Genomic DNA, 22670 nt, shown 5'->3' with positions numbered 1-22670 from the left:
GGATGGCTCAGGCGCCAGAGCGTTGTCCGTTCCGATGGAATCGGAACGGGCTCTGGCTCTTGATTTGACGTGTTTTCTTAACGCGAACCGGTGTCCACTTCGCTGGAAAACGCTCTAGCGGCAAGATCGCGGGCGATCGACGCGATCACCGGCAGCAGCGGATTATCGTTGTCGTCCCGCCAGACGAAGTAGAGTTCGGCCGCCCGTTGCTGATCATCCGCCAGCGGCCGCAGCGCGACGCCCTTGAACTGCAGTTTCTCCGCTGCTTCCGGCACCAGGGCAACGCCGACGCCGGCTTGCACGATGGCCAGGATCGAATGGATCTGCGCGAGGTGCTGGACGTAGAGCGGCGCCAGTGCGGCGCGCGAGAAAAGCTCCACCAACAGGTCGTGGAAGTAACGGGCCTCGTAAGGCGCGTAAGTAATAAAAGGTTCGGCCGCAAGGTCCGGCAGGCTGATCGTCTTCGCCTCCGCGAGCTTGTGACCGGCGGGCACGGCCGCGATCATCCGTTCGGCCTTGACCCGGAAAAACTGCAGGCCGACGCGCGGGATCGGCGGCCGCAGCAGGCCGATATCGATTTCGCCGGCGCCGAGCCGCTTAAGCTGGTCGCCGCTGACCATCTCTTTCAGGATCAGCTCGACATCCGGCAATTGCTGGCGGCACGCCGCGACCAGCTCTGGGACATAACTATAGGACGACGCGGCGGTGAAGCCGATATTGACCGAGCCGGCCTTGCCTTCGGCGACGCGCCTCGCCAGCAGCGCCGCACTTTCCGTCAGCTTCAGGATCAGCCGCGCTTCGGTCAGAAAACTCTGTCCGGCTGGCGTCAGCCGGACCAGGCGATTGCCGCGCTGAAGCAGTTGCACACCCAAAATCCGTTCGAGAATCTGGACCTGACGGCTCAGCGGCGGCTGCGTCATGTTCAGCCGGGCCGCGGCGCGGCCGAAATGCAGTTCCTCGGCCACCGCCACGAAGCAGCGCAGCTGGCTCAGTTCGAACATCCCGCTCCCTTTATTCCTTGCCGCATCCCGGCATTCGTTGCCGCATACCGGCTCCGCCTCGCCAGCCTAGCGCATCTCAGCAATATGATCCAAAATTGGTATCGGACCATCCTCATTCTGGTTCGCCATTGGATCGATCATCGCTTATCGTGCCACCAGCGCGGCCAAAGACCGCGATGCGCGACGCCGCAGAGCGCTTGCGCGAATTCGACCGGAGGACAAACATGTTTCCACGTTTCGGGCGCCGCGCCGCCCTCGCCGCCGCCGCAGCCATCCTGTTCAGCCAACTGCCCGGCGCCGCTTCCGCCCAAAACTTCGACCGGCCGGTCCGAATCATCGTGCCGTTCGCGCCAGGCGGAACCTCCGACATCCTGGCGCGGCTGATCAGCCCAAAATTGTCGGAAGCGATCGGCCAGAGCGTCGTGATCGAGAACAAGCCCGGCGCGTCCGGCAATCTCGGCGCCGACGCCGTCGCCAAGGCGACGCCTGACGGCACGACGTTGCTGCTGACGGATCTCGGTTCGCTCACGACGGCGCCCAGCCTGTTTTCGAACCTGACCTATAGTCTCGAAAAGGACCTCGCCCCCGTCACGATGGTAATGTTCGGCCCCTATGTGCTGGCCGTGCACGAATCGATCCCGGTCAAAACAGCCGCGGAACTGATCGCCTATGCCAAGGCCAATCCCGGCAAACTCGCCGTCGCCAATTCCGGCGTCGGCGGCGCCAATCACATCACCGCTCTGGTGATGCAGAAGGAACTTGGCATCCAGTTCAAGCACGTACCCTACAAGGGCGGTGCTGCGGCCACGCGCGCCGTCGTCGCCGGCGAAAGCGGCGCGCTCATCAATGGCGCATCGGCCACCCTTCCTTTCGTGAACAACAAACAGCTGATCGGCCTTGCCGTCACCGGCGAGAACCGTGTCCCCTCCGCGCCCGATGTGCCGACCTTCAAGGAAGCCAAGCTGCCCGGCGGCGAGTTCGGCACCTGGCAAGGCATTGTCGTGGCCAGCGGCACGCCGCCGGCGACCATCGCGCGGCTCAATACCGAGATCAGCAAGATTCTGCAGTCGCCCGAAATCAAGGCCAAGATCGCCGAACAGGGCGGTGAAGTCCGTGCCGGCACCCCGGATGCGTTGGCGACCTGGTTGAAGGACTCAACAAAGCGCTGGGGCGACATCATCCGCGAAGCCGGCATCAAGGGCGAGTGACGGGATCGATACTGGCGATGCGAGGCCTGCGATGAACGCCCGCCGAACGGACTGGCAGGATCTGCTCTTCGGGCTGTTCCTGATCGCTGTCGCAGCAATCGCGCTGGCGGCAACGCGCACTTTGTCGGGCGGCAATGCCGCCGACATGGGACCCGGCTACATGCCGCGCGCCATCGCCGTCATGCTGCTGGGCTTCGGGCTCTGGTTCAGTGTCCGCGGCATCCGCCGCCCCTTCGTCGGAATTGCGCCGGTCCGACTACAGCCGCTGCTCGCGATCACGGCGTCGGTCGCCGTGTTCGCATTCACCGCCACGCGCTTCGGTCTGGCGCTGTCGTCGTTCGCCGCGATCCTGATCGCCAGCCTCGCGACGCGCGAAGCGCGGCCGATCGAAACCCTGCTGTTCGCACTGGGGCTCTCGGCGGCGGCGGTGCTGCTCTTCGTCAAGGCGCTGGCCTTGCCGGTGCCGATCTGGCCTGGAGCATGGTTCTGACATGGAGCTTTTCGACAATCTGCTGATGGGGCTTTCGACCGCCCTGCAGCTGAACAATTTGCTGTTCTGCCTGATCGGCGTCGTGATCGGCACCGCGATCGGCGTGCTGCCCGGCATCGGACCGATTCCGGCGATCGCGCTGCTGCTGCCGTTCACCTTCGGCCTGGCGCCGCCCTCGGCCATGATCATGCTGGCCGGCATCTTCTACGGCGCGCAATATGGCGGCTCGACCACGGCGATCCTCGTCAACGTGCCCGGCGAAACGTCTTCGGTCGTCACTTGCCTCGACGGCCACGAGATGGCCAAACAGGGCAAGGCCGGGACCGCGCTCGCGATCGCCGCGATCTCGTCGTTCTTTGCCGGCACCGTCGCAACCATCGTCATCGCCGTGCTCAGCCTGCCGCTGGCGGCGCTGGCGCTGAAATTCACCGCGGTTGAATATTTCAGCCTGCTCGTGCTCGGCTTGATCGCCGCCGTCGTGCTCGCGCACGGTTCGGTCGCCAAGTCGCTTGCGATGGTGCTGCTCGGCATCCTGCTCGGCCTCGTCGGCATCGACGTCAATTCGGGCGCGCCGCGAATGACTTTCGGCATCCCCGAGATCTCCGACGGGCTCGACTTCGTACCGGTCGCGATGGGCATGTTCGGCCTCGCCGAGATCATCGCCAACCTCGAGCGCCCGGCCATCATGCGCGTCGTCAGCCAGTCGATCCGCAACCTGATCCCGAGCGGCGCCGATCTGCGCGCCGCCTTCCCGGCGATGGTGCGCGGCACGATGCTGGGCTCCGTCCTCGGCGTATTGCCGGGCGGCGGCGCAGCACTGCCGCCGTTCTCTTCCTATGCGCTGGAGAAAAAACTCGCCCGCGATCCCTCCCGCTTCGGCAAGGGCGCGATCGAGGGCGTCGCCGGGCCCGAGGCCGCGAACAATGCCGGCGCGCAGACCAGCTTCATCCCGCTGCTGACACTCGGCATCCCCGCCAATGCCCTGATGGCGCTGATGATCGGCGCGCTGATGATGCAGGGCATCCAGCCCGGGCCGCAGATCATGCGCGAGCAACCCCAACTGGTCTGGGGCGTCATCGCCAGCATGTGGGTCGGCAATTTGATGCTGCTCGTGATCAACCTGCCCCTGATCGGCGTATGGGTCTCGATGCTGAAAATTCCCTACCGGTTGCTGTTCCCCGCAATCGTGCTGTTCTGCTGCATCGGCACCTTCGGCCTCGCCAACAATCTGTTCAACGTCTGGCTGATGCTCGGCTGCGCGCTGATCGGCTACTTCTTCATCAAGGTCGGCGTCGAGCCAGCGCCGCTGCTGCTCGGGCTCGTGCTCGGCCCGCAACTGGAGGAAAACTTCCGGCGCGCGATGCTGCTGGCGGACGGCGATTTTTCGGTGTTCCTGCGCCGCCCGATCAGCGCCACGCTGCTCGCCCTCGTCGCGGTGCTGTTCCTGCTGATGGTATTCCCGGCGATCCGGCGCAGCCGGCAGGAGGCGCTGGCGGAGTGAGGCGAGCCCACCTCATTTCTTGTCACTTCCTGCCTTGCGGGTAAATCGTCTCGCCGCGCTTGAGCATCGCGACGAATGTCTCGACCTTTTTCTTCCTTCCGGCTTCGGTTTTCATGTTGTGCGTTCGAAATGCCAGCGCGAACCGATTCTGCGCACTGAGTTTTGCCAGCATGGCCTTTGCCTTCGGCTCGGCATCGATCGCGGCCTTCAGATCGTCGGGAATCTTCATGTCCTTTCCGCTCTTGTAGGCGCGCGCCCAGCGCCCGTCGGACTTGGCCGCGTCCGCTTCTCTTAGCCCATGGGCGGTCATCCGGCCTTCGTCGATCAGCCGCGCGACGTTATCGACGTTGATCTGGCTCCAGATGCTTTTCCTCGTGCGCGGCGTGTAGCGCTGCATATAGCTCTTGTCGTCAAAACCCTTGCGCTGGCCATCGATCCAGCCCCAGCAAAGCACCGCGTCGATGGCTTGTTTCGGCGTGATCGATTTCAATCCGGAATCCACCTTGTGGATCTTGATCCAGATTTCGTCTTCCTTGTCGTGGTGTTTGCCGAGCCATCTGTAGAAGCTCTCCGCGTCCTTGAATTCGCGGATCTTGTCGGGACTGATTTTAGCGGGTGCCATTTCGATGCTTCTTGCGATGCTCTAGGCCTTGCGGCGCCAGCTTACACACCTCCCTGAGCATTCTGGAAATTCGCGAAGCTTCCTTTTGAATTGGCTGGGGAAATCGCGGTTGTGGCGCCTCTTTTTCATTCGCAGGTCGGCCGCGCGGACACGAATATGTGAACGATATATCGCATGCGATTAAATCGGACGCATTGACTTTCGATGTCGCCAGCGCCTTATACATCGCACACGAATAGATCGCATCCGATCTATCATTCAAAGAGAGAAGGACCATGACCCATGCAAGCAAGACCCCGGCGACCGCCATGAAGCTCGAGGTCGTCGTTATCCCGGTCTCCGACGTCGATCGCGCCAAGGCGTTCTATGCCAGCCTTGGCTGGCGGCTCGATGCCGACTTCGCCGACGGCAAGGACTGGCGCGTCATCCAGTTCACGCCGCCCGGCTCCGGCGCTTCGGTGATCTTCGGCAAGAACGTCACGGCGGCGGCCCCCGGCTCCGCCCAGGGACTCTATCTCGTCGTTTCCGACATCGAGGCCGCGCGCCGTGAATTGCGCGAGCGCGGCGTCGACGTCAGCCAAACCTTCCACGCCGCCGACGGCGTGTTCACCGGCAAGGACACACCCTTCCTGCTCGGCCGCGATCGCGTCAGCGGTCCGGATCCGGAGCGTCGCACCTACCAGTCCTACGCTTCCTTCAGCGATCCCGATGGCAATGGCTGGCTGTTCCAGGAAGTGACCGCCCGCGCCCCCGGCCGCATCGAAGGCGACACCACGTTCTCGTCGTCATCAGACATCGCAAGCGCGCTGCGCCGCGCGGCGGCCGCCCATGGCGAACACGAAAAGCGCAACGGCGGCCAGCACGATGTGCACTGGCCGGACTGGTACGCCGATTACATCGCCAAGGAGCAGGCCGGCGAGCCGTTGCCGCTGTAAGCCACCTCTATCCCACGCGGACCGGCCGGGTCCCGGCCCGGTCCACGTCGATCCACGAAATTCTTGAACCCAAGGGAGAATCGATATGAGCAACTATCTGTTGAAGACGATACGAGTTGTCGCGAGCGCGGCGTTGATCGCTGCAAGTGCCTTCGCGCTTCCCGCGGCACAGGCCCAGCCATCCGGCATCAAGCGAACCGACCTGCAGCGGCATGATCTCAGCGCCAGCGGACGCGAGGTAGTCCAGGTGCGCGTCGACTTCGCCCCGGGCGCGGCGTTCGGCAGTCACAACCATCCGGGCGAAGAGGTCATCAACGTCCTCGAAGGCGCGCTGGAATATCAGATCGAGGGCAAGCCATCGGTAACGCTCAAGGCCGGCGACGTGCTGTTCATCCCGGCCGGGACGGTGCACTCGGCGCGGAACGTCGGCAGCGGCACCGGCAGCGAGCTCGCTACCTACATCGTCGAGAAGGGCAAGCCGCTGCTGACGCTGGTGAAGTGACCCCACGAGGATTACTGCGATGATCCAGATCGTTCTCGCGTTTGCGGCAGGACTGCTGACGGCGGCAGCGCCGTGCATCCTGCCGCTGCTTCCGATCCTGCTCGGCACGTCGATCGGCCAGCAAGGAAGTTGGCGGCCGCTGTTCATCGTGAGCGGCTTCGTCATCGCCTTCGCCGGCTTCGCGCTGCTGTTCGGCGCGTTCCCAACGGTGTTGGGGCTGTCGCATGACAGCTTGCGGAAGATTTCCATCGCGCTGCTCGCCAGCTTCGGTGTCCTGATGCTCTGGCCGCAACCCTACGAATGGCTTGCGGCGCGGTTGAGCGGGCTCCTGTCGCATGCGGATGGCGCGGTGCGGGCCGCCGGACCGGGCAATTTCGGCGGCCTCGTTCTCGGATTGTCGCTCGGCGTGTTGTGGACGCCCTGCGCCGGGCCGGTGCTCGGCTCCATTCTCACGCTGATCGCGACGTCGGAAAACCTCGCGCGCGCCGGCGTGCTGCTCGTCACTTACGCCATCGGCGCGGCGATCCCGATATTGCTGATCGCTTATGGCGGGCAATACGCCACCACCCGGATGCGCAGGATCGTGCCCTACACGCCTGCCCTGCAGCGCAGCTTCGGCGCAGCCGTGCTGCTCGTCGCGTTCGCCTTCTACACCCAATACGACACCATCATCATGGTGTGGCTCTCCGACTTCTACCCGGGCCACCAAACAGGACTATGACCATGCGCAAGTTTCTCACTGTCATTGTGCTTCTGATCGTCGGCTTTCTCGTCGTCGTGCAATACGGCCCGTCGCTAAGCCGCGGCGAGCAAACCACATCGAGCGAGCGGCGCACCGCGCCGGAATTCCAGGGGATCTCGGCCTGGCTGAATTCTCCGCCGCTGACGCTGCAAAGCCTGCGCGGCAAGGTCGTCCTGGTGCAGTTCTGGACCTATTCCTGCATCAACTGCGTGCGCACCCTGCCCTATGTGACCAGGTGGTATGACACCTACAAGGACAAGGGTTTTGTCGTGGTCGGCGTGCATACGCCTGAATTCGCCTTCGAGCGGGAGACGGCGAATGTCGAAACCGCCATCAAGCGCTTTGGCATCAAATATCCGGTGGCGCAGGACAATCAGTATCGCACCTGGCGCGCCTTCGGTAACCAGTATTGGCCGGCCGGATATCTGATCGACCGGTCCGGCACTATTGTCGCGACGCAATTCGGCGAAGGCGGCTACCAGCAGTTGGAGAACACGATCGCCCGCCTCGTCGGTGAACCCGCACCGGCTGCGCAGGCCAGCGATCCGGATCTTGCCGGCATCGAAACGCCGGAACTCTATCTTGGGTCGGAGAAGAATGACGGCGCCATCGTGGCATCGCAGGATTCCGTCGCCGGCGAACGATCCTACGCGCTGCCGGACAGCGTGCCGCAAAACCATTTCGCCCTCGAAGGCCGGTGGAAACTCAGCGGTGATCGCGCCACGTCGGCGGCGGACGCCGTTGAAATCCTGCTCCGCTTCAATGCGCCCAAGGTCAATCTGGTCGCGGGCAGCGCGTTGCCGCAAGCCGTCTCCGTCACCGTGGACGGCACGCCGCAACCGCCGGTCACCATCGATGGAAGCCGGCTTTATCCCCTCTATAGCGGAAGCAGCGGCGAGCATGTGTTGCGCCTGAGGGTGCCCAAGGCCGGCCTGAGCGCATATGCCTTTACGTTCGGTTGATCGACCAGGTCCCGCCGCGCGCCACTGGCGCAGGCCGACTAGGCCGTGAACCCATAAATCTGTCGGGCGGACGGCTTACGAGGTCCGCTATGCCCCGATAACCGGCGTATTGTTGCACAGCAGCGAAACGACGCGACGTGCCAAAAAGCGATATGGGACACGCCTCAACCGAAAGAGGCCGCTAACTGAAGCGACCCTACGTGGGCGGATTTAGATCGCCGTTTGTCCAGCCCGCCAATCCCGCCTTCATTGGATCGGAGCAGATCATTCTCGTTTCGACGTGGTCACATTTCGCGCACATCCCCTTGATCTGCCCGGAGCTCAATAGGCTCTGTCCCCGCTAGATGCGGAAGGCGGCGGTGATGGAACTATCGTGATGCATGGAGCCGCAACTCGTTGGTCAATATTGCTCATATCCGAAAAAGAATTTCACCCGTCGTTTGCGAATTAGACACTCCCCGATTCAAATTCGGACAATTGGTGTCAAATACGGACAGCACCCGGCCGACCAGTACTGTCCTGGGACGCCCCAAGACGCCCAACGCCCCCAAGCTGAATGAATGCCTGGTGGCGCTGCGCTAGAACTGGAAATTGCAATACCCCAGTACAATACATACGCCGGCAATACTGCTAAGGTTGCGTTGCCCACAGGCATTTCTTTTGGGAACGATTGCTGCAGGGGCCACTTGATCTTGCACGACCGGGCGCAACGTCCCCCCACCTTGCATCCGATGAATATAGAACGGCTCCAGTCGCTGCCCCGCCGCTGGGGCCGCTTCTTTGGCACGGTTACATGACACCGTCGAACGGCGGATATCGAACTGTGCTTGCCTTTCGTCGGTCTAACGTCAACGGCGGAAATCACGCACCTGGACCGCGACGCCAACGGTGCCGATAGTGTTGAAAAAGTCTATCTTGCCGCCGAGCGAAATTTCTTCCGGGCCGCTGGTGCGTTTTGCCCGTCGCGACGTGAGAGCCCACATCGTTTCCCACAAAGACCACGGACCCTTGCAACGTCACTATGGAGCTTTGCCGTGGTAGAGGCGTCGGAAAATCAACTCTTGCGAGATTGTCTTTCGATTTCCGTTCTTACGGTTCGCTCTTGATCTCAGGCTTGTCGTACAAGACTGCATTCAACAATGAACTGTTGACTTCAATTTTTCCGTTGTAGCTGATGAAGCCAAGCTTACGGAATTTATTCATGAAGAAGCTTACGCGCGATCGGGTCGTACCGATCATTTCAGCAAGTGTCTCTTGGCTGATATTGGGAATGATCGGTTGCGGGCTGCCTTCCTTGCCGAAATTCGCTAGCAGAAGCAGTAGGCGCGCCAACCGTTTTTCACTGGAGTTGAAGAGCTGGTCGATCAGGTCTTCCTCAATCCGGCTATTGCGGGTCAACAAATAGGCCATGAACATCTCGGAAAACTTCGGTTGATCGTGAAGCACAGCGAGCATCGCCGACTTCGTGATAGCGGTGACCAGACAGTCTTCCATCGCGGTCGTGGTCGCAATGCGCATCGAATGACCGTTCATGCAGCCTTCGCCAAAGAACTGGCCCGATCCAAGAATCCCGACCACCGCCTCCTTGCCTTGGTCGGATATGACAACAACCTTGACCCGGCCTTTTTGAATGTAAAAGACCGCGTCTGCCGGGTCTCCCTGGGCGAAGACGACCTGATCCTTGCGAAATTCAAGGATGGTCTTGCCCTCGCCCACGATGGCAAGAAACGTCTTGGGATCAAATCCAGCCTGATCGGTATGGTTCGCCATTTCCAGTTTGGTTCCGCGGCGGGAAATCTACCTTAGCCATATTGGCCGCAGTTGTCACCGCGTAGCGATACCGACTCGCTGGTCAATATTGCTCACAATCCAAAGGAATTTATCGCATCATTAGCGAGACAGAGCCGGAGTCGGAATCCACCTCGCGGGAACTATGTCGAGAGCGGGTAGTTGTCGCTGATCATCCCGCAAATCTTCCGCTCACATCGACAGGAACCCCCAGAGGAGTTCACTATGAACAAGACTGTTATCTCGCTTGCGCTCGGCGCTGGCGCGTTGTTCGCCACCGCTGCCTCGGCAGCTCCGCTCGCACGTGGTCTCGCGGTTATTCCAGACAACGGCATCGAAAACGTCCGCATGGTCTGTAACGAATACGGGCGCTGTTGGCGGGAACGTGGTCAGCGCCGCGTTATCGTTGAGGATTCGTACAACTATGCGCCGCGCGAACGCTACATCGAACGGCGCGGATACAACGATGGTGGATACTACAACAATGGTCCGAGCGTCGGAATCGGCGTTGGTCCGGGCGGCGTAGGGATTGGCTTTGGAGCCGGTCCGCGGTGGTAAGGTTATGATCTCGTGATCTGATGAAGTAGGCCGCGGAGAAAATCTGCGGCCTACTTGTCGCGCTAAAGCAGAGGAACAGGTTATGAATGGAATTATCTATATTGTCGGTCTCGTTGTCGTCGTCGGCGTAATCCTTTCGTTTTTTGGTTTGCGATAGGACGCCGGCCCCCAAGGCTCCTAGGTCCGCTTTACCCGTTCCAGGAGTGCTCCCGCTTTATCCAACAGGGGCGTATTTTGACCGATGCACAAACCCCAGATGAGTTCTTCCAATGAACATTCTCCCCGTCGATCGGGCGCTCAGCCTGTACGATACTCTTGCAAACCGTTCCGAGACCAAGGGGGCCCGTGAACGGCTTTCCAGGCACTTGATGAAATTGTATATCGCGGGCGAAAAAGACGAGCACCGCTTGACGGTGCATGGACTATCGTACCTTCGTGAGTTCGACCGGGCAATGGACTCCGGACACCTGAACAAGTGGCTGCCGGATTAGCGCTTTTGCGCTTGTCGCTGCTTCCGTAGAGAATTGCGCCGCATAATTCTTGCTTTCGCGGCACGGACCGCATCCATCCTGCCCTGTTGGGTTTTCGGCAGGGGCGTCTTCTTTTCTTCACCGATCGTTGACACCGTGGCCGGCAGCTGATTTCGCGCGGTCGAGCTGTGCTCGAAAGGCTGCATGCTCATTGGGCCAATTGATGGTGACTTGCTTGCCATCAAGGACAACTCGTTGCGACCGAGTTCGTTCAATCGATCGCCAGGCGGTTCCCTTGCTACGAGACATGCGGACCGACGAAACCGCTATTCCCCCTCGAGGAAGTGCCCAAGCGCCCTAAACGGGCGCAACCTGTCACAAACGATCTTCAGGATGGCCAGCATCGGAACGGCCAGGATAGCGCCAAGCAGGCCCCACATCCAGAACCAGAACGCCAGCGACAGGATGATCAACACCGGATTCAGCGTGAAGCGCCGCGCAAGCAGCATGGGCGTCAGCGTTTCACCCTCCACGAGGTGAATGCCGAAGTAGAGGACCGGCGGCAGCAACGCCCACCATAGGCTTTCGAAACTCAGCATTCCGACCAGCACGAAGATGCAGACCCCGCAGAGCGGCCCCAAAATTGGGATATAGTTGAGGAGGAAGGCTGTGGCGCCCCACAGCAAGGGGTCTCCAAGGCCGCAAAGATACATAGCGGCCGCTGTCGTGAGACCCACTGCGGCATTCATGGCCGTGATTGTCAGCAGATAGGCCGATATATCCTCCTGAACCTGCTGAGAGATATCGACGGCCTGTCGCTTGTTGCTGAATGTCGGCAGAATTTCAACGATGCGTCGAAGGAATATGTCGCCCGCGACCAAAAGAAAATACAGCACGAGGATGGTCGTGAACAGGCCATCGAGCACGGAGCGCGTCCCTGCAAAAAGCGCGCCCGTTATGCCAAGATCGCGGCGAACCGAAACGATTGAACCCCGGCCAGGGGGAGCGTCCGCAGCCTGCTCGGCCTGTTCGATAACCTTTTGCAACGCCTGGATCGGCCCTTTTATGACCTCCAGGTGTGCCTCCAGCCGCGGGATCCCCTCGGGCAACCGTTCGGCCCAAGTCACGGCCGGTACCGATAAGGCCGCCACGAGGCCTACAAGGGCTCCAATGACCAGGACGACGGCGAAGAGCGCTCCAAAAGCGCGGGGAAAATGCAAACGCCCCAAGAGCCGGACCGCGGGTTGAAGAAGAAGATTCAACACGAAGGCGAGCACAACGGGTAGGACGATCGCGCTTGCCACATAGAGCGCCGCCAACACACCCAACGCAAACAAACCGCCGAGGAAGAACGTCTGCGGATTGGACGGCAGCGGCATCTCCGTCTCGTCGCCGGCCTCCGTCGCCGCAGCATGAGACTCCGGCAGATCAACATCCAGCATCGACGGCAAGGAGGGACGCTGTGACGGCGGTATGGCGACAACCATCGGTTTTCCCTCTCAATCTGAGCCTATGACCGCTTTCGATGACCATCAAGCCCGCTTGGCCGAGTTCGTCCCAAGGATGCGTGGCATCCAGGAAACGTGACCGGAGGAATAGATTCGACCTGAAATTCCAGGGATCGAGCTTTGCTCTCCTCTGTGGCGCAATCAAACGGAACTTGAAGCAGCCTAAGGGACAACGAGGAAGGTTCTGGCGGTATTGCACTTAGCGCATTCAAAGGTGCGTAAGTCGAAACCGGATTTGTCCGGCTCAATGCAAGCCAACCTCATCGGTTTGCCGCATCCGGAACAGTTCAGAATTCCGATCTCCGCAACGCTAAAAAGTGGATCGGGTTGAGTGGACAGCATGATACTCCCCTTGGAGCGGGCGGGAGCGCAACACTCTCAGTCACCGACAGATGCCAGGTGGGACGGTGATGGAATCATATGACGCCCGCAACACTCAAAACGCTGGTCAATATTGCTCACATCCCCAAAGAAATTAATGCATCCGAGGCCGACATCGCGATGGCGCACCGGTACACCGAGGCCAGCCGGGAGGCGTTGGCGCGGTGCGACCGGAAGGAATGTATGATGCTGCAAAGAGGCCGCAAACCGAGACGGCCTTATTCTGGCTCGCGGTGAACAAACTGGCGATAAATCTCTCGGCCGACTTCGTTGACAACCAATATTTCAAGGTCCTGATCGTCCCGCAGGCTTTTATCGCGGAAGTCCTGCGCGATCTCCTTGCAATGCTTGATCGCTTCAGCATTCGTGTTGAACTCAATGCCGACGCGATCTCTATTCGGAACGCCGTCTTTCATATCGAAAAAGAACTTTTGCACGATTAATCCTCGATCCCATGGACTTCTGCCGATCCAGCTGTATGGACGGCCAGCCAGTTCCTGTCCTTAGAGAGGAATCGCATCGAGGTTGCTATTTGCCGGTGCTCGTTACGAACAGGTCCGGGCGGGAACGAGCGCGAGAACTTGAGTATCTTCCGGCGCAGTTCGTAAAGCTCGGCCATGGTGTAGCGTTTGGTTTCGACGTCCGGTTGACGATTGGCGGAGTGCACGATGCTCACCCTTTGGATCAGGCTGGGACTTATTTTGGCACTTGCAGCCCGGGCGACAAGAGCCATTCATTCACATGCGAGGCGGTTTCAGCCTGACGCGCCTTTCGTATCATGGCATCGCGCTCAGGTCCGGGCCGGAGCGCTTGTGCCGCTTCTTTCAATCGTAAGGCGTGTAGCGCCAAGCGATCTTGTAACGGCAGTTTAGGTTGGCAGGCTTGGGTGTAAGGCATAATTGCCCTCCTGATAACGGCGGGAGCGCGACACTCTCAGTCACCGATCGTTGCCCAATGGTGGGGCGGTGATCGAACCAGCATACTCTTTGAGTTTCATACACCCTGATCAATATTGCTCACCTTCAAAAATTAGGATTCCTCCCCATGACAATTAAGGGCCCCGCAGCGATGGGCTCAAAAAAGAGAGGCGGCTCTTGAGCCGCCCTTCCAGTTTGCCTGTAATTCGGGATTGCCTGACGAATTCGTTTAACCCTCGATGATGTAAACGATCTCGTGGGTGTGCGGGCGAAGAACGAGATACTTGCCGCGCACCAAGATGAAATCGTATCCACGCCATTCCGGATAGATCTCCACGATGCGAGACGGCATCGGGTGATAGCGGACACCGGCCGGCACCGCCGTTCCGATTGACAGATTGAAGTTCACGTTTGTGACTTCCTCGACCTTCTCTTGTTTGATCGCCGAGGTGATCTGGGTGCGCTTTTCGACCGGAGGCGCGGCGGTTGCCGAGGTTGCGGCATTGCCGGTCGTCTTGCTGTCAGAGGTCGACGGCTTGGTCTCGGCAGTCGGGTTTTTCAGGTCCTTGGAGGTAGTCGTCGAATCCGGCGCTTTCGTTTTGGCGTCGGGCTTCATCTCGCCGGCTGTCTTGCCATCCGTGGCCGGCTTCATTTCGGCGGTCGGATTCTTCGTGTCCTTCGACGTGGCGGTCGGAGTGGTTGAATCTGAAGTCTTCGACTTGCCGTCAGCTTTCATCTCGCTGGTCGTTTTTCCATCCGGCTTGCCCTGCGCGTGTTGAGGCACATCCTTCGATGCAGCGCCGGGTGTTGCGGTCTCGGCGCCCTTTGCCGCGGGTGCATTCATCGGCGCCGCTGTATCACCTTTAGGCGAGGCGGCAGCCGGAGACTCCGAACTCTTGGCTGCGCCCTGATTAACACCTTGAGCCGTCGCAAGCCCGGTCGCGGCAAATAAGGCCGCAACAGCGACAGATACCATCAACGTTTTTCTCATTTGATTTTTCCAATTCGCATTTGAATATATGCGCCGACAAATGTCGGCCACAGGGGGGAACGGCCCTAGCAACTTATAGTTCCGCGTCAATCCTTGAGTTGGGGAGATGCATGGCGAACAATGCGACTAAACTCCCGCCGATCAAGTTCTGCAGAGCTAACGTTCGTTCGGTCGCAGAACATTTCAGCCGTCGGGTCCCGACCACGTCAACGCGCATTCAGGCGACACGGTTCACTCAGAACCTGCTTCCGTTCTGTCATTGCGGCTGGCAGCCTTCGTATGTGCGTCCGACCAACCTCAGGAAGGACCCTTTCGCCCGCTAGTCCATTGGTTATCCAGCGGCGGAACCGGGAAACCGGCAGTCGCATTTGAAAACCGAACGGAGTAATGCCCGGGCGGTTTTTTCTGTGGCCGATGTCAGCTCTGGGTCAAATCGCGACCGGGCCGGACCAAGGGGCACGCCCGGCTATGTCCGTTATTGCGCCGAAAGCGGAAGTCAATTCAAAGCATTAGAAACACCGTCATGGACTGTTAGGAGTTGATGCCGTTGCCCGAGACGTGATTCAAGCTCCGAAACCAAAGCATTTGACCATGCGCTACGAACTCAGCGATTATGAATGGACCGTGATGGAGGCGATGCTGCCCAACAAGCCGCGCGGCGTTCGGCGAGTAAATGACCGTCGCCGGCGAACGATCCTACGCGCTGCCGGACAGCGTGCCGCAAAACCACTTCGCCCTCGAAGGCCGGTGGAAACTCAGCGGTGATCGCGCCACCTCGTCGGCCGACGGCGTTGAAATCCTGCTCCGGTTCAACGCGCCCAAAGTCAATCTGGTCGCAGGGAGCGCTTTGCCGCAAACCGTGTCCGTCATCGTGGACGGCACGCCGCAACCGCCGGTCACCATCGATGGAAGCCGGCTCTATCCCCTCTACAGCGGAAGCAGCGGCGAGCATGTGCTGCGCCTGAGGGTGCCCAAGGCCGGCCTGAGCGCTTACACGTTTACGTTCGGTTGATCGGCACGGCTGCGCCGCGCGCCGGTGGCGCAGGCCGACCAGGCCGTGAACCCATAAATCTGCCGGGCGGACGGCTTACGAGGTCCGCTATGCCCCGATAACCGGCGTATTGTTGCACAGCAGGGAAACGACGCTTTGTGCCAGATTCGGACTCATGCACCGGAGCAAACACCTAAATTTATTCGATCACTTCGTGGCGCCGGCGAACAGAGAATGCGGGATTGCGATCTGGCTGAATTGGCCCGCGTGAAGAGAGTAAATTTCCCGAAAGCATTTGCGCATGAGCAACAGAGATCACCCCAAAGCTCTGCGCCCTCGCTCTAATGCAGCCGGAACACTCCGTCCACGGCGCGTAGTTCGGCAGGCTTGATCAGTTTGGAGTGCGCGACGGTGACCGCAAACAACGGGCCTTCGAGCTTTGTTTCCCAGAACGCGAGGAAATCCTTTAGCGCCGGGAAATTCGGAAACAGATCGTAGTCCTGCCAGACGTAAGTTTGCAGCAACCAGTGACGATCCGGGCGGCGATAAACGATTTCCGCTGTTGTCAGTCCGTAGCCTAAGACCTGCTTCCTTAAATCCTTGGAAACCGCATCTTTCTCGATCATGCCAGCCTCCAGCCCAAGCTGAAAAAACAGTGCATGATTCTCGCTCCAAAAACGAAAACGTTCAATAGGTCATAGCAATCAACGAGCTAGCAGCATGTTGCTTCGCCTGCTAGCAATCGCCCCAAGCCCTCCTCCTCAAGGAACTCAAGTTGCAGTCAAACATCGTGGGCCGAAGCCCTTGCGCCCCCACGTCACAGGCTTATGTGAAGGACGGCTAGCACTCGCTCATTGCGACTGCCAATCCAGAAATAATCACAAAAGCCATGGAGGATCGCATGAAGTTCCGTCCGCTCCATGATCGCGTCGTGGTCAAACGCATCGATGCCGAAGACAAAACCGCAGGCGGCATCCTCATTCCGGACAGTGCCAAGGAAAAGCCCTCGCAGGGCGAGATCATCGCCGTTGGTCCGGGCGGCCGTGACGAATCCGGCAAGCTGATCCCGATCGACCTCAAAGTGGGTGACCGTGTGTTGTTCGGCAAGTGGTCGGGCACCGAGGTCAAGATCGACGGCCAGGAGCTGCTGATCATGAAGGAAAGCGACATCATGGGCGTCCTCACCGACGTTCCCGCGGCCAAGAAGAAGGCCGCTTGAGCGCTTTAGCCCGTTCCCTCATCCTGAGGAGCCGGCGCAGCCGGCGTCTCGAAGGATAAGGCCCGCAATCGAAATCTCATCCCTCAGGAATCCGCACAGTCGCGCGGACCTTGGGATCTGGGCATACGGAGATCATTATGTCAGCCAAGGAAGTCAAATTCGGCGTTGATGCCCGCGACAGGATGCTGCGCGGCGTCGAAATTCTCAACAACGCGGTGAAGGTGACGCTCGGTCCGAAGGGCCGCAACGTCGTGCTCGACAAGTCGTTCGGCGCACCCCGCATCACCAAGGACGGCGTCACCGTCGCCAAGGAAATCGAGCTTGACGAAAAGTTCGAGAACATGGGCGCGCAGATGGTGCGCGAAGTCGCCTCCAAGGCGGCGGACGCTGCCGGCGACGGCACCACCACCGCGACCGTGCTGGCCGCGGCCATCGTGCGCGAAGGCGCCAAGGCGGTTGCCGCCGGCATGAACCCGATGGATCTGAAGCGCGGTATCGATCTGGCGGTGGAAGCCGTGGTCGCCGACCTCGTCAAGAACTCCAAAAAGGTGACCTCGAACGAGGAAATCGCCCAGGTCGGCACCATCTCCGCCAACGGCGACGCCGAGATCGGCAAGTTCCTTGCGGATGCCATGAAGAAGGTCGGCAACGAGGGCGTCATCACGGTTGAAGAAGCCAAGTCGCTTGAGACCGAACTCGAAGTCGTCGAAGGTATGCAGTTCGACCGCGGCTATATCTCGCCCTACTTCGTCACCAACGCCGACAAGATGCGCGTTGAAATGGATGATGTCTATCTTCTCGTCTACGAGAAGAAGCTCTCCAGCCTGAACGAACTGCTTCCGCTTCTGGAAGCTATCGTGCAGACCGGCAAGCCGCTCGTCATCATCGCGGAAGACGTCGAAGGCGAAGCGCTTGCCACCCTGGTCGTCAACCGTCTGCGCGGCGGTCTGAAGGTCGCGGCCGTCAAGGCTCCGGGCTTCGGCGATCGCCGCAAGGCCATGCTGCAGGACATCGCAGTTCTGACCGGTGGTCAGGCGATCTCGGAAGATCTCGGAATCAAGCTCGAGAACGTCACGCTGCAGATGCTCGGTCGCGCCAAGAAGGTGATGATCGACAAGGAGAACACCACCATCGTCAACGGCGCCGGCAAGAAGGCCGACATCGAGGCCCGCGTTACCCAGATCAAGGCGCAGATCGAGGAAACCACCTCGGACTACGACCGTGAGAAGCTGCAGGAGCGTCTGGCCAAGCTCGCGGGCGGCGTCGCGGTGATCCGCGTCGGCGGCGCGACCGAAGTCGAGGTGCGGGAGCGCAGGGATCGCGTTGATGACGCGATGCATGCGACCCGTGCGGCGGTTGAAGAAGGCATCGTGCCGGGCGGCGGCGTCGCTTTGCTGCGTGCCTCCGAGCATCTCAAGGGGCTGCGCACCAAGAACGATGACCAGAAGACCGGCGTCGCAATCGTGCGCAAGGCGCTATCCGCGCCAGCACGCCAGATCGCGGTCAACGCAGGCGAAGACGGCTCCGTGATCGTCGGCAAGATCCTGGAGAAGGAGCAGTACTCCTACGGTTTCGACTCGCAGACCGGCGAATACGTCAACCTGATCTCCAAGGGCATCATCGACCCGACCAAGGTGGTTCGCGTGGCGATCCAGAACGCGGCTTCCGTTGCGGCGCTGCTGATCACCACCGAAGCCATGGTGGCCGAAGTGCCGAAGAAGAACGCAGGCGCCGGTATGCCTGCGGGTGGCGGCGGCGGCATGGGCGGCATGGGCGGCATGGATTTCTAAGTCCAACCGTTCAGAGCCCCAACTGTAAGAAAGGCCCGGCAGCAATGCCGGGTCTTTCTGCATTAGCTACACGTCCATCTCGACGACGATATCGCAGGAGCGCAGGACTTATCGACATCACGGCAGGCAACGCGACGCGCCTCGGCGCATCGCAACGTTCCGCCACGCGACGCTGCGCGTCGCAACACATCACTACGCAACGCGTGAGCCGCTGGGGAAGCCCGGCGGCTCACGCGCGTTTAGCGCGGACGCTCCCCTCAATCGCCGGTGGCTCCGAGACGCCTACCGCAGCCGGCCGGAGGCTGAAACCGAGGAGATCTGACAACGAGGGCGTGAACTAGTCCGGCGCCGCCCGATCCGCCGGTTCGCGCCGGCGCGCCTCACTTCGGTGGGTGCAAATCGCCTTGAAGCCAGCGTCCAAGGGACTTGGACTTCATAGGGTCTTCATACGCGGCAAGGGTCGTATGTGCGTGGTTGCAGATGGCGCATTCAAAGGTATGCAAGTCGACGCCCGGACGTGCTGGCTCGATACTGACGAGCATCATCGGGGCCTTGCACTTCGGACAAGCGGGGCGCTCAATTGCAACGAATGGAATGACGGACGACAGGCGTTGAGACTGGGGCATGATGCTTCCCTCGAATAGGCGGGAGCGCAACACTCTCTGTCACCGGCAATGCCTAGGAGGCGGAGCGGTGATTGTCTGAGTATACGCCTCCAGGGATCTCAAACGCGAGTTACTTCGCGGATATTGGAAGGAAGGTAAGCGCCTCGCGGAAATTACGAAGGCGAATGTTGCGGCGCGAGAGCGGTTCGCCTCAATCACCCGCGCCGGGATTTGGCGAGAAGTATGGAAGTTTGCCCGGCTTCCCCTCCCACTCCTTAGAGTCGGGCGGGGGCGCTTGACCGTAATATTTGGCCAGATTTTCGCGTATTCCGCATTCAGCGACAGCCATTTCTCAAGCCCCGGCTCAGTGTCAGGCTTGATCGCGGCGATCGGCCAAGGCAGACATAGGTTTGGCCGCGCGGACGGCAAGGGGCTAGGTCAGCATCCCTCACTTGATCTTCCTTGAGCCGCGCCCAGTTTTAAGAAAGGTTAGGTTTGATCGATAGGTTCTCGCACCGGCTAGCACCAACAAGAGACATAAGAGACCCATAGCGGCCACTGTCTAAGGCTAGAGCAAAGTCGAGCGCATCAACCCCAACTGTAAACGAAAGGACCGCCGGTCTCCGGCGGTCTTTTTGTTTGGGTGAGCCGGGGCGATCAAGGTCCTCGTGATATGCTTAAGCCAAAGCAAGGAGGGCTGGCATCATGCCCACCGGATTATTTAAAACACCAGATCAGTCGGCTCAGGTTGAATACGACGGCGTTTCCATCCCGATACCTAGGTCGACATACGAGAAGAACGGCTACAAGCCCGATTTCGACAAACTGCCCCTCGAAGACGAATATAAGGCGGCCCAGGAGAAGTTGCGTAATGCCCCGAGGCCCTAAAGGCAATTCACCCCCTCGGGCTGACTGCTATCTGCAGGATCACCCCTGAAAAACAATTATCGAAGGTGCTGCGCTTTGGCGATGTGTTGACCAATTTCGTTCGCCTGATTGGCTTCGCCGGCATCAGTCAACAAATGCTGAAGCTGGGTAGCACCAGTCAAATCCAAGCCGACCAGCGGATTTCCCGTTGATCGAAACCACAGTCGCGGCACACCCAATTCATCTTTGCGGACTTCGATTTCGCATTCGGTGGGTGGTATTCCGAACATGCTGAAGAACTCTGATTTCATCTCAGCCTCCGGTGCCCTATCAAATAATGTGGGAACGAAAATGCGACTTTAAAGGCCCAAAGAAACCGAAAGCGGCCCCGACCGGGGATAGAGGAATTACCGAGGCCGCCCGGCCCCGCTACAGTAACCGTCCTTCGACTTGGCAACCTCTCTCGCCAGTCGTTCAGCCTTCAGCCGTTCTAGGTTTTTGCGCAGCGCTTTCTGCTCCTGCTCGTATTCGTTCAGGGGCCTATCCGATGGACGGAACTTGCTTGCTTCATTTTCACGTTTGCTCATGACGTGACCCTTTTGATGGATGGATCCCCACGACTGAATACCGCGCATCGTACTGGCTCAGACTAACATACTTGAAGGGGCCGATGTCAGTTCTGGCGGCGAACTAACGTCTCAGTTGGGTCAAACTCGGAAGTGGCCCTGCTAGATCGGTATGTCCGTTCGCGCCTCAGCAGCAGACGTCGTCAGGCCACCTCGTCTCGTCCGAAAAGTGCCAAACCCGGAAGTAGGAGTTTGATCTGTTTCAACTCGAACCTGCAACCAGACTGTTATGAGCGCAGGACTCTGGCGGGAAATTCAAGCAAAATCAGTGATTATCGTTTTCGATCGTACGTGTTGGTGCATGTTTGTTCACGGGTTACTGGCGGATAACTTCCGGGGACCGGCACCGCGCGTTGCGATTTTCGCTCGCAACGCTGTGAGCGGCTCATTCAGATCCAGTTCGGAGCCATAAAGACTTTTCGAGATCAGACCCGCCCTGAACGCCCGCGCGGTTCTCCGTGGTGCAAGGATGACGCCCACCAGCGCCAGGGGCAGGCAGAACAATGTCGCCGCCCAGTGGCGGTAGCGTCCGGCGGCAAACTCCCAGGCTGCCATCTGCATCTCTCCCGTCATCGTGCAGGGATAGCCGGTGAGAATATGGTGGAGGTCGTGCCGAGTGATGGCGTCTTGCCGCCATGCCCAGTTTGGCAGTTCAACCGACACCGGCCCCATGTTGCAAATCCACGTCGCAGTGCGAGAAGGGTCAGCCTCAATGCCGTTCGCCGCGTAATAAACCGCTAGCGCCTCAGCAGCGGTCGTCACAATTGGACTCTCGAAATTTCCGCCTGGCCGGGCGCGCAGACTGAAAGCGAGCGGGGCTGGACAGGGCTTATTCCAGGACGGGGCGGCAGCTCCGCGGGCACCTGAACATTCCACGCCAAGCCAAGGGCGCGAAGCAGTCTCACGAACTCCCAGCCGAGATCGATCTGCCCGGGATAGAGACCGTGCCGCGCAGAGCCCGGAAAGGCGTGGTGGTTATTGTGCCAGCTCTCTCCCATCGTCGGAATAGCCATCACCGGCACGTTGTGCGCCTGGACCACCGCGCCATCGACGGTCCAGTCCTGCTCTCCTTGCGTGTGCGCAAAGTAGGATATTCCCCAATGCATGGTCGTGCATGCAGCGACGCGTACAAAGACGCCCCACACGACAAAGGGCCACCCGCCCAGCCAATACAGAACGAGAGCGATCGGAATCTGGTGCAACATCCAGGTGCGATCGAGAAACCGATAGAAGAGATCGTCGCCAATTCCCGGGCCAGGATCGAAACCAGGAGGATGCTTCAGGACAAGCCGGCCATGGAGATAAAGCAGGCCATCCATCCAGAAGCCTCTGCGGTGCGCGAGGAACGGATGACAATCGGCCTGGCGCTGCGCCCAATCCCGGCTGTCATGCACGCGAATGGTCCACAGCGGTCCACCCATGCCCACTGCCGTCCCGAGCCAGACCAGCGTTCTCTCCAGCCATTTGGGACACTCGAAACTGCGGTGAATGAGTCGCCGGTGGAAGCCAACGGAGTGGCCGGCGCAAAGCGTAATTCCTGCCGTGATCAAAAAGACGGCCAACGCGCTCCAGGAAAATGTCAGCGGACCGAGCACGATGGCCCCAAGCAGCATTGCGCCATTCCACAGAGAGCGCGGTGCGTCCCAAACAATCGTGCCCTCGACGGGCGACGCCTTGTCCAGATCGGTTAGCGAATTTACTTTGTAAAAATCGTGCTGCTCCTGGCCCATCATACAGACTCCGGTTCTTGCTGACGCCAAGGCGAGGCGGTTCTCCTCCGCCCAGTTCTCCTACCAGGCAAGCATAAAGAAACCATGAAAATGCAACGCCAGATTGAGTCGTTGCCTCCTACCAAAGCGACCTTCGTGCCGGGTACCGCGAAAATGTGGAGTATCAGATTCCATGATGTGTATTCCCGGGCAGCGCGGTGTCGGTGCTCTGCCAAGAGCGACGCAGGAAAAAGCAAATCTGCAAGCGCATCGTCGCGCACAGCCGC

Annotated in this window: 23 protein-coding genes and 1 pseudogene; 12 read left to right on the top strand and 12 right to left on the bottom strand. The window is 60.0% G+C overall.

Annotated elements, in window-relative coordinates; all coding sequences use genetic code 11:
- Positions 1-77: 77 nt before the first annotated feature.
- Complete coding sequence (locus ACSQ84_RS05440; protein WP_436210592.1) at positions 78-1001, bottom strand: LysR family transcriptional regulator; 924 nt, start codon at positions 999-1001, stop codon at positions 78-80.
- Between the two features lie 224 nt (positions 1002-1225).
- Here ACSQ84_RS05440 and ACSQ84_RS05435 point away from each other — a divergent pair, with 224 nt between their 5' ends.
- The 3 genes from ACSQ84_RS05435 to ACSQ84_RS05425 are packed head-to-tail and all read left to right on the top strand — an operon-like array spanning position 1226 to position 4200.
- Positions 1226-2209 carry a Bug family tripartite tricarboxylate transporter substrate binding protein gene (locus ACSQ84_RS05435; RefSeq protein ID WP_436210591.1) on the top strand — a complete coding sequence of 328 codons (984 nt, stop codon included), beginning with the start codon at positions 1226-1228 and terminating at the stop codon, positions 2207-2209.
- Between the two features lie 31 nt (positions 2210-2240).
- Positions 2241-2699 carry a tripartite tricarboxylate transporter TctB family protein gene (locus tag ACSQ84_RS05430; protein WP_436210590.1) on the top strand — a complete coding sequence of 153 codons (459 nt, stop codon included), beginning with the start codon at positions 2241-2243 and terminating at the stop codon, positions 2697-2699.
- A 1-nt stretch (position 2700) separates the two neighbouring features.
- Entirely contained in the window at positions 2701-4200 is a 1500-nt protein-coding gene (locus ACSQ84_RS05425; RefSeq protein ID WP_436210589.1) for a tripartite tricarboxylate transporter permease, read from the top strand.
- A gap of 22 nt (positions 4201-4222) precedes the next feature.
- Here the strand turns inward: ACSQ84_RS05425 and ACSQ84_RS05420 are convergent, their stop codons facing one another.
- Positions 4223-4822 (bottom strand): YdeI/OmpD-associated family protein, encoded by a 600-nt coding sequence (locus ACSQ84_RS05420; RefSeq protein ID WP_436210588.1) that lies wholly within the window; start codon positions 4820-4822, stop codon positions 4223-4225.
- A 275-nt stretch (positions 4823-5097) separates the two neighbouring features.
- Between ACSQ84_RS05420 and ACSQ84_RS05415 the strand changes: the two genes are divergently transcribed.
- The 4 genes from ACSQ84_RS05415 to ACSQ84_RS05400 all read left to right on the top strand — a co-directional run bounded on the left by ACSQ84_RS05415 (position 5098) and on the right by ACSQ84_RS05400 (position 7963).
- Positions 5098-5757, top strand: coding sequence for a VOC family protein (locus ACSQ84_RS05415; protein WP_436210587.1), 660 nt, complete (start codon positions 5098-5100; stop codon positions 5755-5757).
- A gap of 85 nt (positions 5758-5842) precedes the next feature.
- Positions 5843-6259 (top strand): cupin domain-containing protein, encoded by a 417-nt coding sequence (locus ACSQ84_RS05410; RefSeq protein WP_436210586.1) that lies wholly within the window; start codon positions 5843-5845, stop codon positions 6257-6259.
- Between the two features lie 19 nt (positions 6260-6278).
- Positions 6279-6980 carry a cytochrome c biogenesis CcdA family protein gene (locus tag ACSQ84_RS05405; protein ID WP_436210585.1) on the top strand — a complete coding sequence of 234 codons (702 nt, stop codon included), beginning with the start codon at positions 6279-6281 and terminating at the stop codon, positions 6978-6980.
- Between the two features lie 2 nt (positions 6981-6982).
- Positions 6983-7963 carry a thioredoxin family protein gene (locus ACSQ84_RS05400; protein ID WP_436210584.1) on the top strand — a complete coding sequence of 327 codons (981 nt, stop codon included), beginning with the start codon at positions 6983-6985 and terminating at the stop codon, positions 7961-7963.
- Between the two features lie 1089 nt (positions 7964-9052).
- Here ACSQ84_RS05400 and ACSQ84_RS05395 read toward each other — a convergent pair.
- Positions 9053-9733, bottom strand: a complete 681-nt coding sequence (locus ACSQ84_RS05395) for a Crp/Fnr family transcriptional regulator (protein ID WP_436210583.1) — start codon at positions 9731-9733, stop codon at positions 9053-9055.
- A 243-nt stretch (positions 9734-9976) separates the two neighbouring features.
- Between ACSQ84_RS05395 and ACSQ84_RS05390 the strand changes: the two genes are divergently transcribed.
- Both ACSQ84_RS05390 and ACSQ84_RS05385 read left to right on the top strand, forming a co-directional pair.
- The gene (locus ACSQ84_RS05390) at positions 9977-10309 is read left to right on the top strand and encodes a hypothetical protein (protein WP_436210582.1); all 333 of its coding nucleotides are present in this window, start codon (positions 9977-9979) and stop codon (positions 10307-10309) included.
- 269 nt (positions 10310-10578) lie between these two features.
- Entirely contained in the window at positions 10579-10800 is a 222-nt protein-coding gene (locus ACSQ84_RS05385; protein WP_436210581.1) for a hypothetical protein, read from the top strand.
- 305 nt (positions 10801-11105) lie between these two features.
- Here ACSQ84_RS05385 and ACSQ84_RS05380 read toward each other — a convergent pair whose 3' ends face one another.
- From ACSQ84_RS05380 to ACSQ84_RS05365, 4 genes are all read right to left on the bottom strand, one after another.
- A complete protein-coding gene (locus ACSQ84_RS05380; protein WP_436210580.1) occupies positions 11106-12266 on the bottom strand; it encodes an AI-2E family transporter in 1161 nt (386 codons plus the stop codon).
- 620 nt (positions 12267-12886) lie between these two features.
- On the bottom strand, positions 12887-13105 hold the full coding sequence (locus tag ACSQ84_RS05375; protein WP_436210579.1) for a DUF6894 family protein: 219 nt from the start codon (positions 13103-13105) through the stop codon (positions 12887-12889).
- Positions 13106-13107: 2 nt separating this feature from the next.
- The gene (locus ACSQ84_RS05370; protein ID WP_436210578.1) at positions 13108-13401 is read right to left on the bottom strand and encodes a hypothetical protein; all 294 of its coding nucleotides are present in this window, start codon (positions 13399-13401) and stop codon (positions 13108-13110) included.
- A gap of 413 nt (positions 13402-13814) precedes the next feature.
- Positions 13815-14576, bottom strand: a complete 762-nt coding sequence (locus ACSQ84_RS05365; RefSeq protein WP_436210577.1) for a DUF1236 domain-containing protein — start codon at positions 14574-14576, stop codon at positions 13815-13817.
- A gap of 673 nt (positions 14577-15249) precedes the next feature.
- Here ACSQ84_RS05365 and ACSQ84_RS05360 point away from each other — a divergent pair.
- Positions 15250-15588, top strand: coding sequence for a hypothetical protein (locus ACSQ84_RS05360; protein ID WP_436210576.1), 339 nt, complete (start codon positions 15250-15252; stop codon positions 15586-15588).
- A 320-nt stretch (positions 15589-15908) separates the two neighbouring features.
- Here the strand turns inward: ACSQ84_RS05360 and ACSQ84_RS05355 are convergent, their stop codons facing one another.
- Complete coding sequence (locus ACSQ84_RS05355) at positions 15909-16193, bottom strand: usg protein (RefSeq protein ID WP_436210575.1); 285 nt, start codon at positions 16191-16193, stop codon at positions 15909-15911.
- A 275-nt stretch (positions 16194-16468) separates the two neighbouring features.
- Here ACSQ84_RS05355 and ACSQ84_RS05350 point away from each other — a divergent pair, with 275 nt between their 5' ends.
- Both ACSQ84_RS05350 and groL read left to right on the top strand, forming a co-directional pair.
- Positions 16469-16786 carry a co-chaperone GroES gene (locus ACSQ84_RS05350; protein WP_436210574.1) on the top strand — a complete coding sequence of 106 codons (318 nt, stop codon included), beginning with the start codon at positions 16469-16471 and terminating at the stop codon, positions 16784-16786.
- 137 nt (positions 16787-16923) lie between these two features.
- The gene (gene groL / locus ACSQ84_RS05345) at positions 16924-18576 is read left to right on the top strand and encodes a chaperonin GroEL (RefSeq protein ID WP_436210573.1); all 1653 of its coding nucleotides are present in this window, start codon (positions 16924-16926) and stop codon (positions 18574-18576) included.
- Between the two features lie 816 nt (positions 18577-19392).
- Here groL and ACSQ84_RS05340 read toward each other — a convergent pair.
- From ACSQ84_RS05340 to ACSQ84_RS05325, 4 genes and pseudogenes are all read right to left on the bottom strand, one after another.
- Positions 19393-19574: pseudogene (locus ACSQ84_RS05340) on the bottom strand (DUF3470 domain-containing protein); the annotation flags it as partial.
- A gap of 551 nt (positions 19575-20125) precedes the next feature.
- Complete coding sequence (locus tag ACSQ84_RS05335; RefSeq protein ID WP_436210572.1) at positions 20126-20359, bottom strand: hypothetical protein; 234 nt, start codon at positions 20357-20359, stop codon at positions 20126-20128.
- Positions 20360-20983: 624 nt separating this feature from the next.
- Positions 20984-21436, bottom strand: a complete 453-nt coding sequence (locus tag ACSQ84_RS05330) for a hypothetical protein (protein WP_436210571.1) — start codon at positions 21434-21436, stop codon at positions 20984-20986.
- A complete protein-coding gene (locus ACSQ84_RS05325; RefSeq protein ID WP_436210570.1) occupies positions 21433-22407 on the bottom strand; it encodes an acyl-CoA desaturase in 975 nt (324 codons plus the stop codon). The genes ACSQ84_RS05330 and ACSQ84_RS05325 overlap by 4 nt, the downstream gene beginning before the upstream one ends.
- Between the last annotated feature and the right edge of the window lie 263 nt (positions 22408-22670).

This window comes from Bradyrhizobium sp. LjRoot220 (assembly GCF_964252915.1).
Lineage (GTDB): Bacteria > Pseudomonadota > Alphaproteobacteria > Rhizobiales > Xanthobacteraceae > Bradyrhizobium.
This window is presented reverse-complemented; position numbering and strand designations above follow the sequence as displayed.

Coding starts and splice junctions, on each gene's coding strand:
- ACSQ84_RS05420 (WP_436210588.1), bottom strand. CDS start 4,822: ATGGCACCCGCTAAAATCAGTCCCGACAAGATCCGCGAATTCAAGGAC.
- ACSQ84_RS05390 (WP_436210582.1), top strand. CDS start 9,977: ATGAACAAGACTGTTATCTCGCTTGCGCTCGGCGCTGGCGCGTTGTTC.
- ACSQ84_RS05385 (WP_436210581.1), top strand. CDS start 10,579: ATGAACATTCTCCCCGTCGATCGGGCGCTCAGCCTGTACGATACTCTT.
- ACSQ84_RS05365 (WP_436210577.1), bottom strand. CDS start 14,576: ATGAGAAAAACGTTGATGGTATCTGTCGCTGTTGCGGCCTTATTTGCC.
- ACSQ84_RS05360 (WP_436210576.1), top strand. CDS start 15,250: ATGACCGTCGCCGGCGAACGATCCTACGCGCTGCCGGACAGCGTGCCG.
- ACSQ84_RS05400 (WP_436210584.1), top strand. CDS start 6,983: ATGCGCAAGTTTCTCACTGTCATTGTGCTTCTGATCGTCGGCTTTCTC.
- ACSQ84_RS05425 (WP_436210589.1), top strand. CDS start 2,701: ATGGAGCTTTTCGACAATCTGCTGATGGGGCTTTCGACCGCCCTGCAG.
- ACSQ84_RS05415 (WP_436210587.1), top strand. CDS start 5,098: ATGACCCATGCAAGCAAGACCCCGGCGACCGCCATGAAGCTCGAGGTC.
- ACSQ84_RS05325 (WP_436210570.1), bottom strand. CDS start 22,407: ATGATGGGCCAGGAGCAGCACGATTTTTACAAAGTAAATTCGCTAACC.
- ACSQ84_RS05380 (WP_436210580.1), bottom strand. CDS start 12,266: ATGGTTGTCGCCATACCGCCGTCACAGCGTCCCTCCTTGCCGTCGATG.
- ACSQ84_RS05355 (WP_436210575.1), bottom strand. CDS start 16,193: ATGATCGAGAAAGATGCGGTTTCCAAGGATTTAAGGAAGCAGGTCTTA.
- groL (WP_436210573.1), top strand. CDS start 16,924: ATGTCAGCCAAGGAAGTCAAATTCGGCGTTGATGCCCGCGACAGGATG.
- ACSQ84_RS05370 (WP_436210578.1), bottom strand. CDS start 13,401: ATGGCTCTTGTCGCCCGGGCTGCAAGTGCCAAAATAAGTCCCAGCCTG.
- ACSQ84_RS05350 (WP_436210574.1), top strand. CDS start 16,469: ATGAAGTTCCGTCCGCTCCATGATCGCGTCGTGGTCAAACGCATCGAT.
- ACSQ84_RS05435 (WP_436210591.1), top strand. CDS start 1,226: ATGTTTCCACGTTTCGGGCGCCGCGCCGCCCTCGCCGCCGCCGCAGCC.
- ACSQ84_RS05335 (WP_436210572.1), bottom strand. CDS start 20,359: ATGAAATCAGAGTTCTTCAGCATGTTCGGAATACCACCCACCGAATGC.
- ACSQ84_RS05430 (WP_436210590.1), top strand. CDS start 2,241: ATGAACGCCCGCCGAACGGACTGGCAGGATCTGCTCTTCGGGCTGTTC.
- ACSQ84_RS05395 (WP_436210583.1), bottom strand. CDS start 9,733: ATGGCGAACCATACCGATCAGGCTGGATTTGATCCCAAGACGTTTCTT.
- ACSQ84_RS05410 (WP_436210586.1), top strand. CDS start 5,843: ATGAGCAACTATCTGTTGAAGACGATACGAGTTGTCGCGAGCGCGGCG.
- ACSQ84_RS05440 (WP_436210592.1), bottom strand. CDS start 1,001: ATGTTCGAACTGAGCCAGCTGCGCTGCTTCGTGGCGGTGGCCGAGGAA.
- ACSQ84_RS05405 (WP_436210585.1), top strand. CDS start 6,279: ATGATCCAGATCGTTCTCGCGTTTGCGGCAGGACTGCTGACGGCGGCA.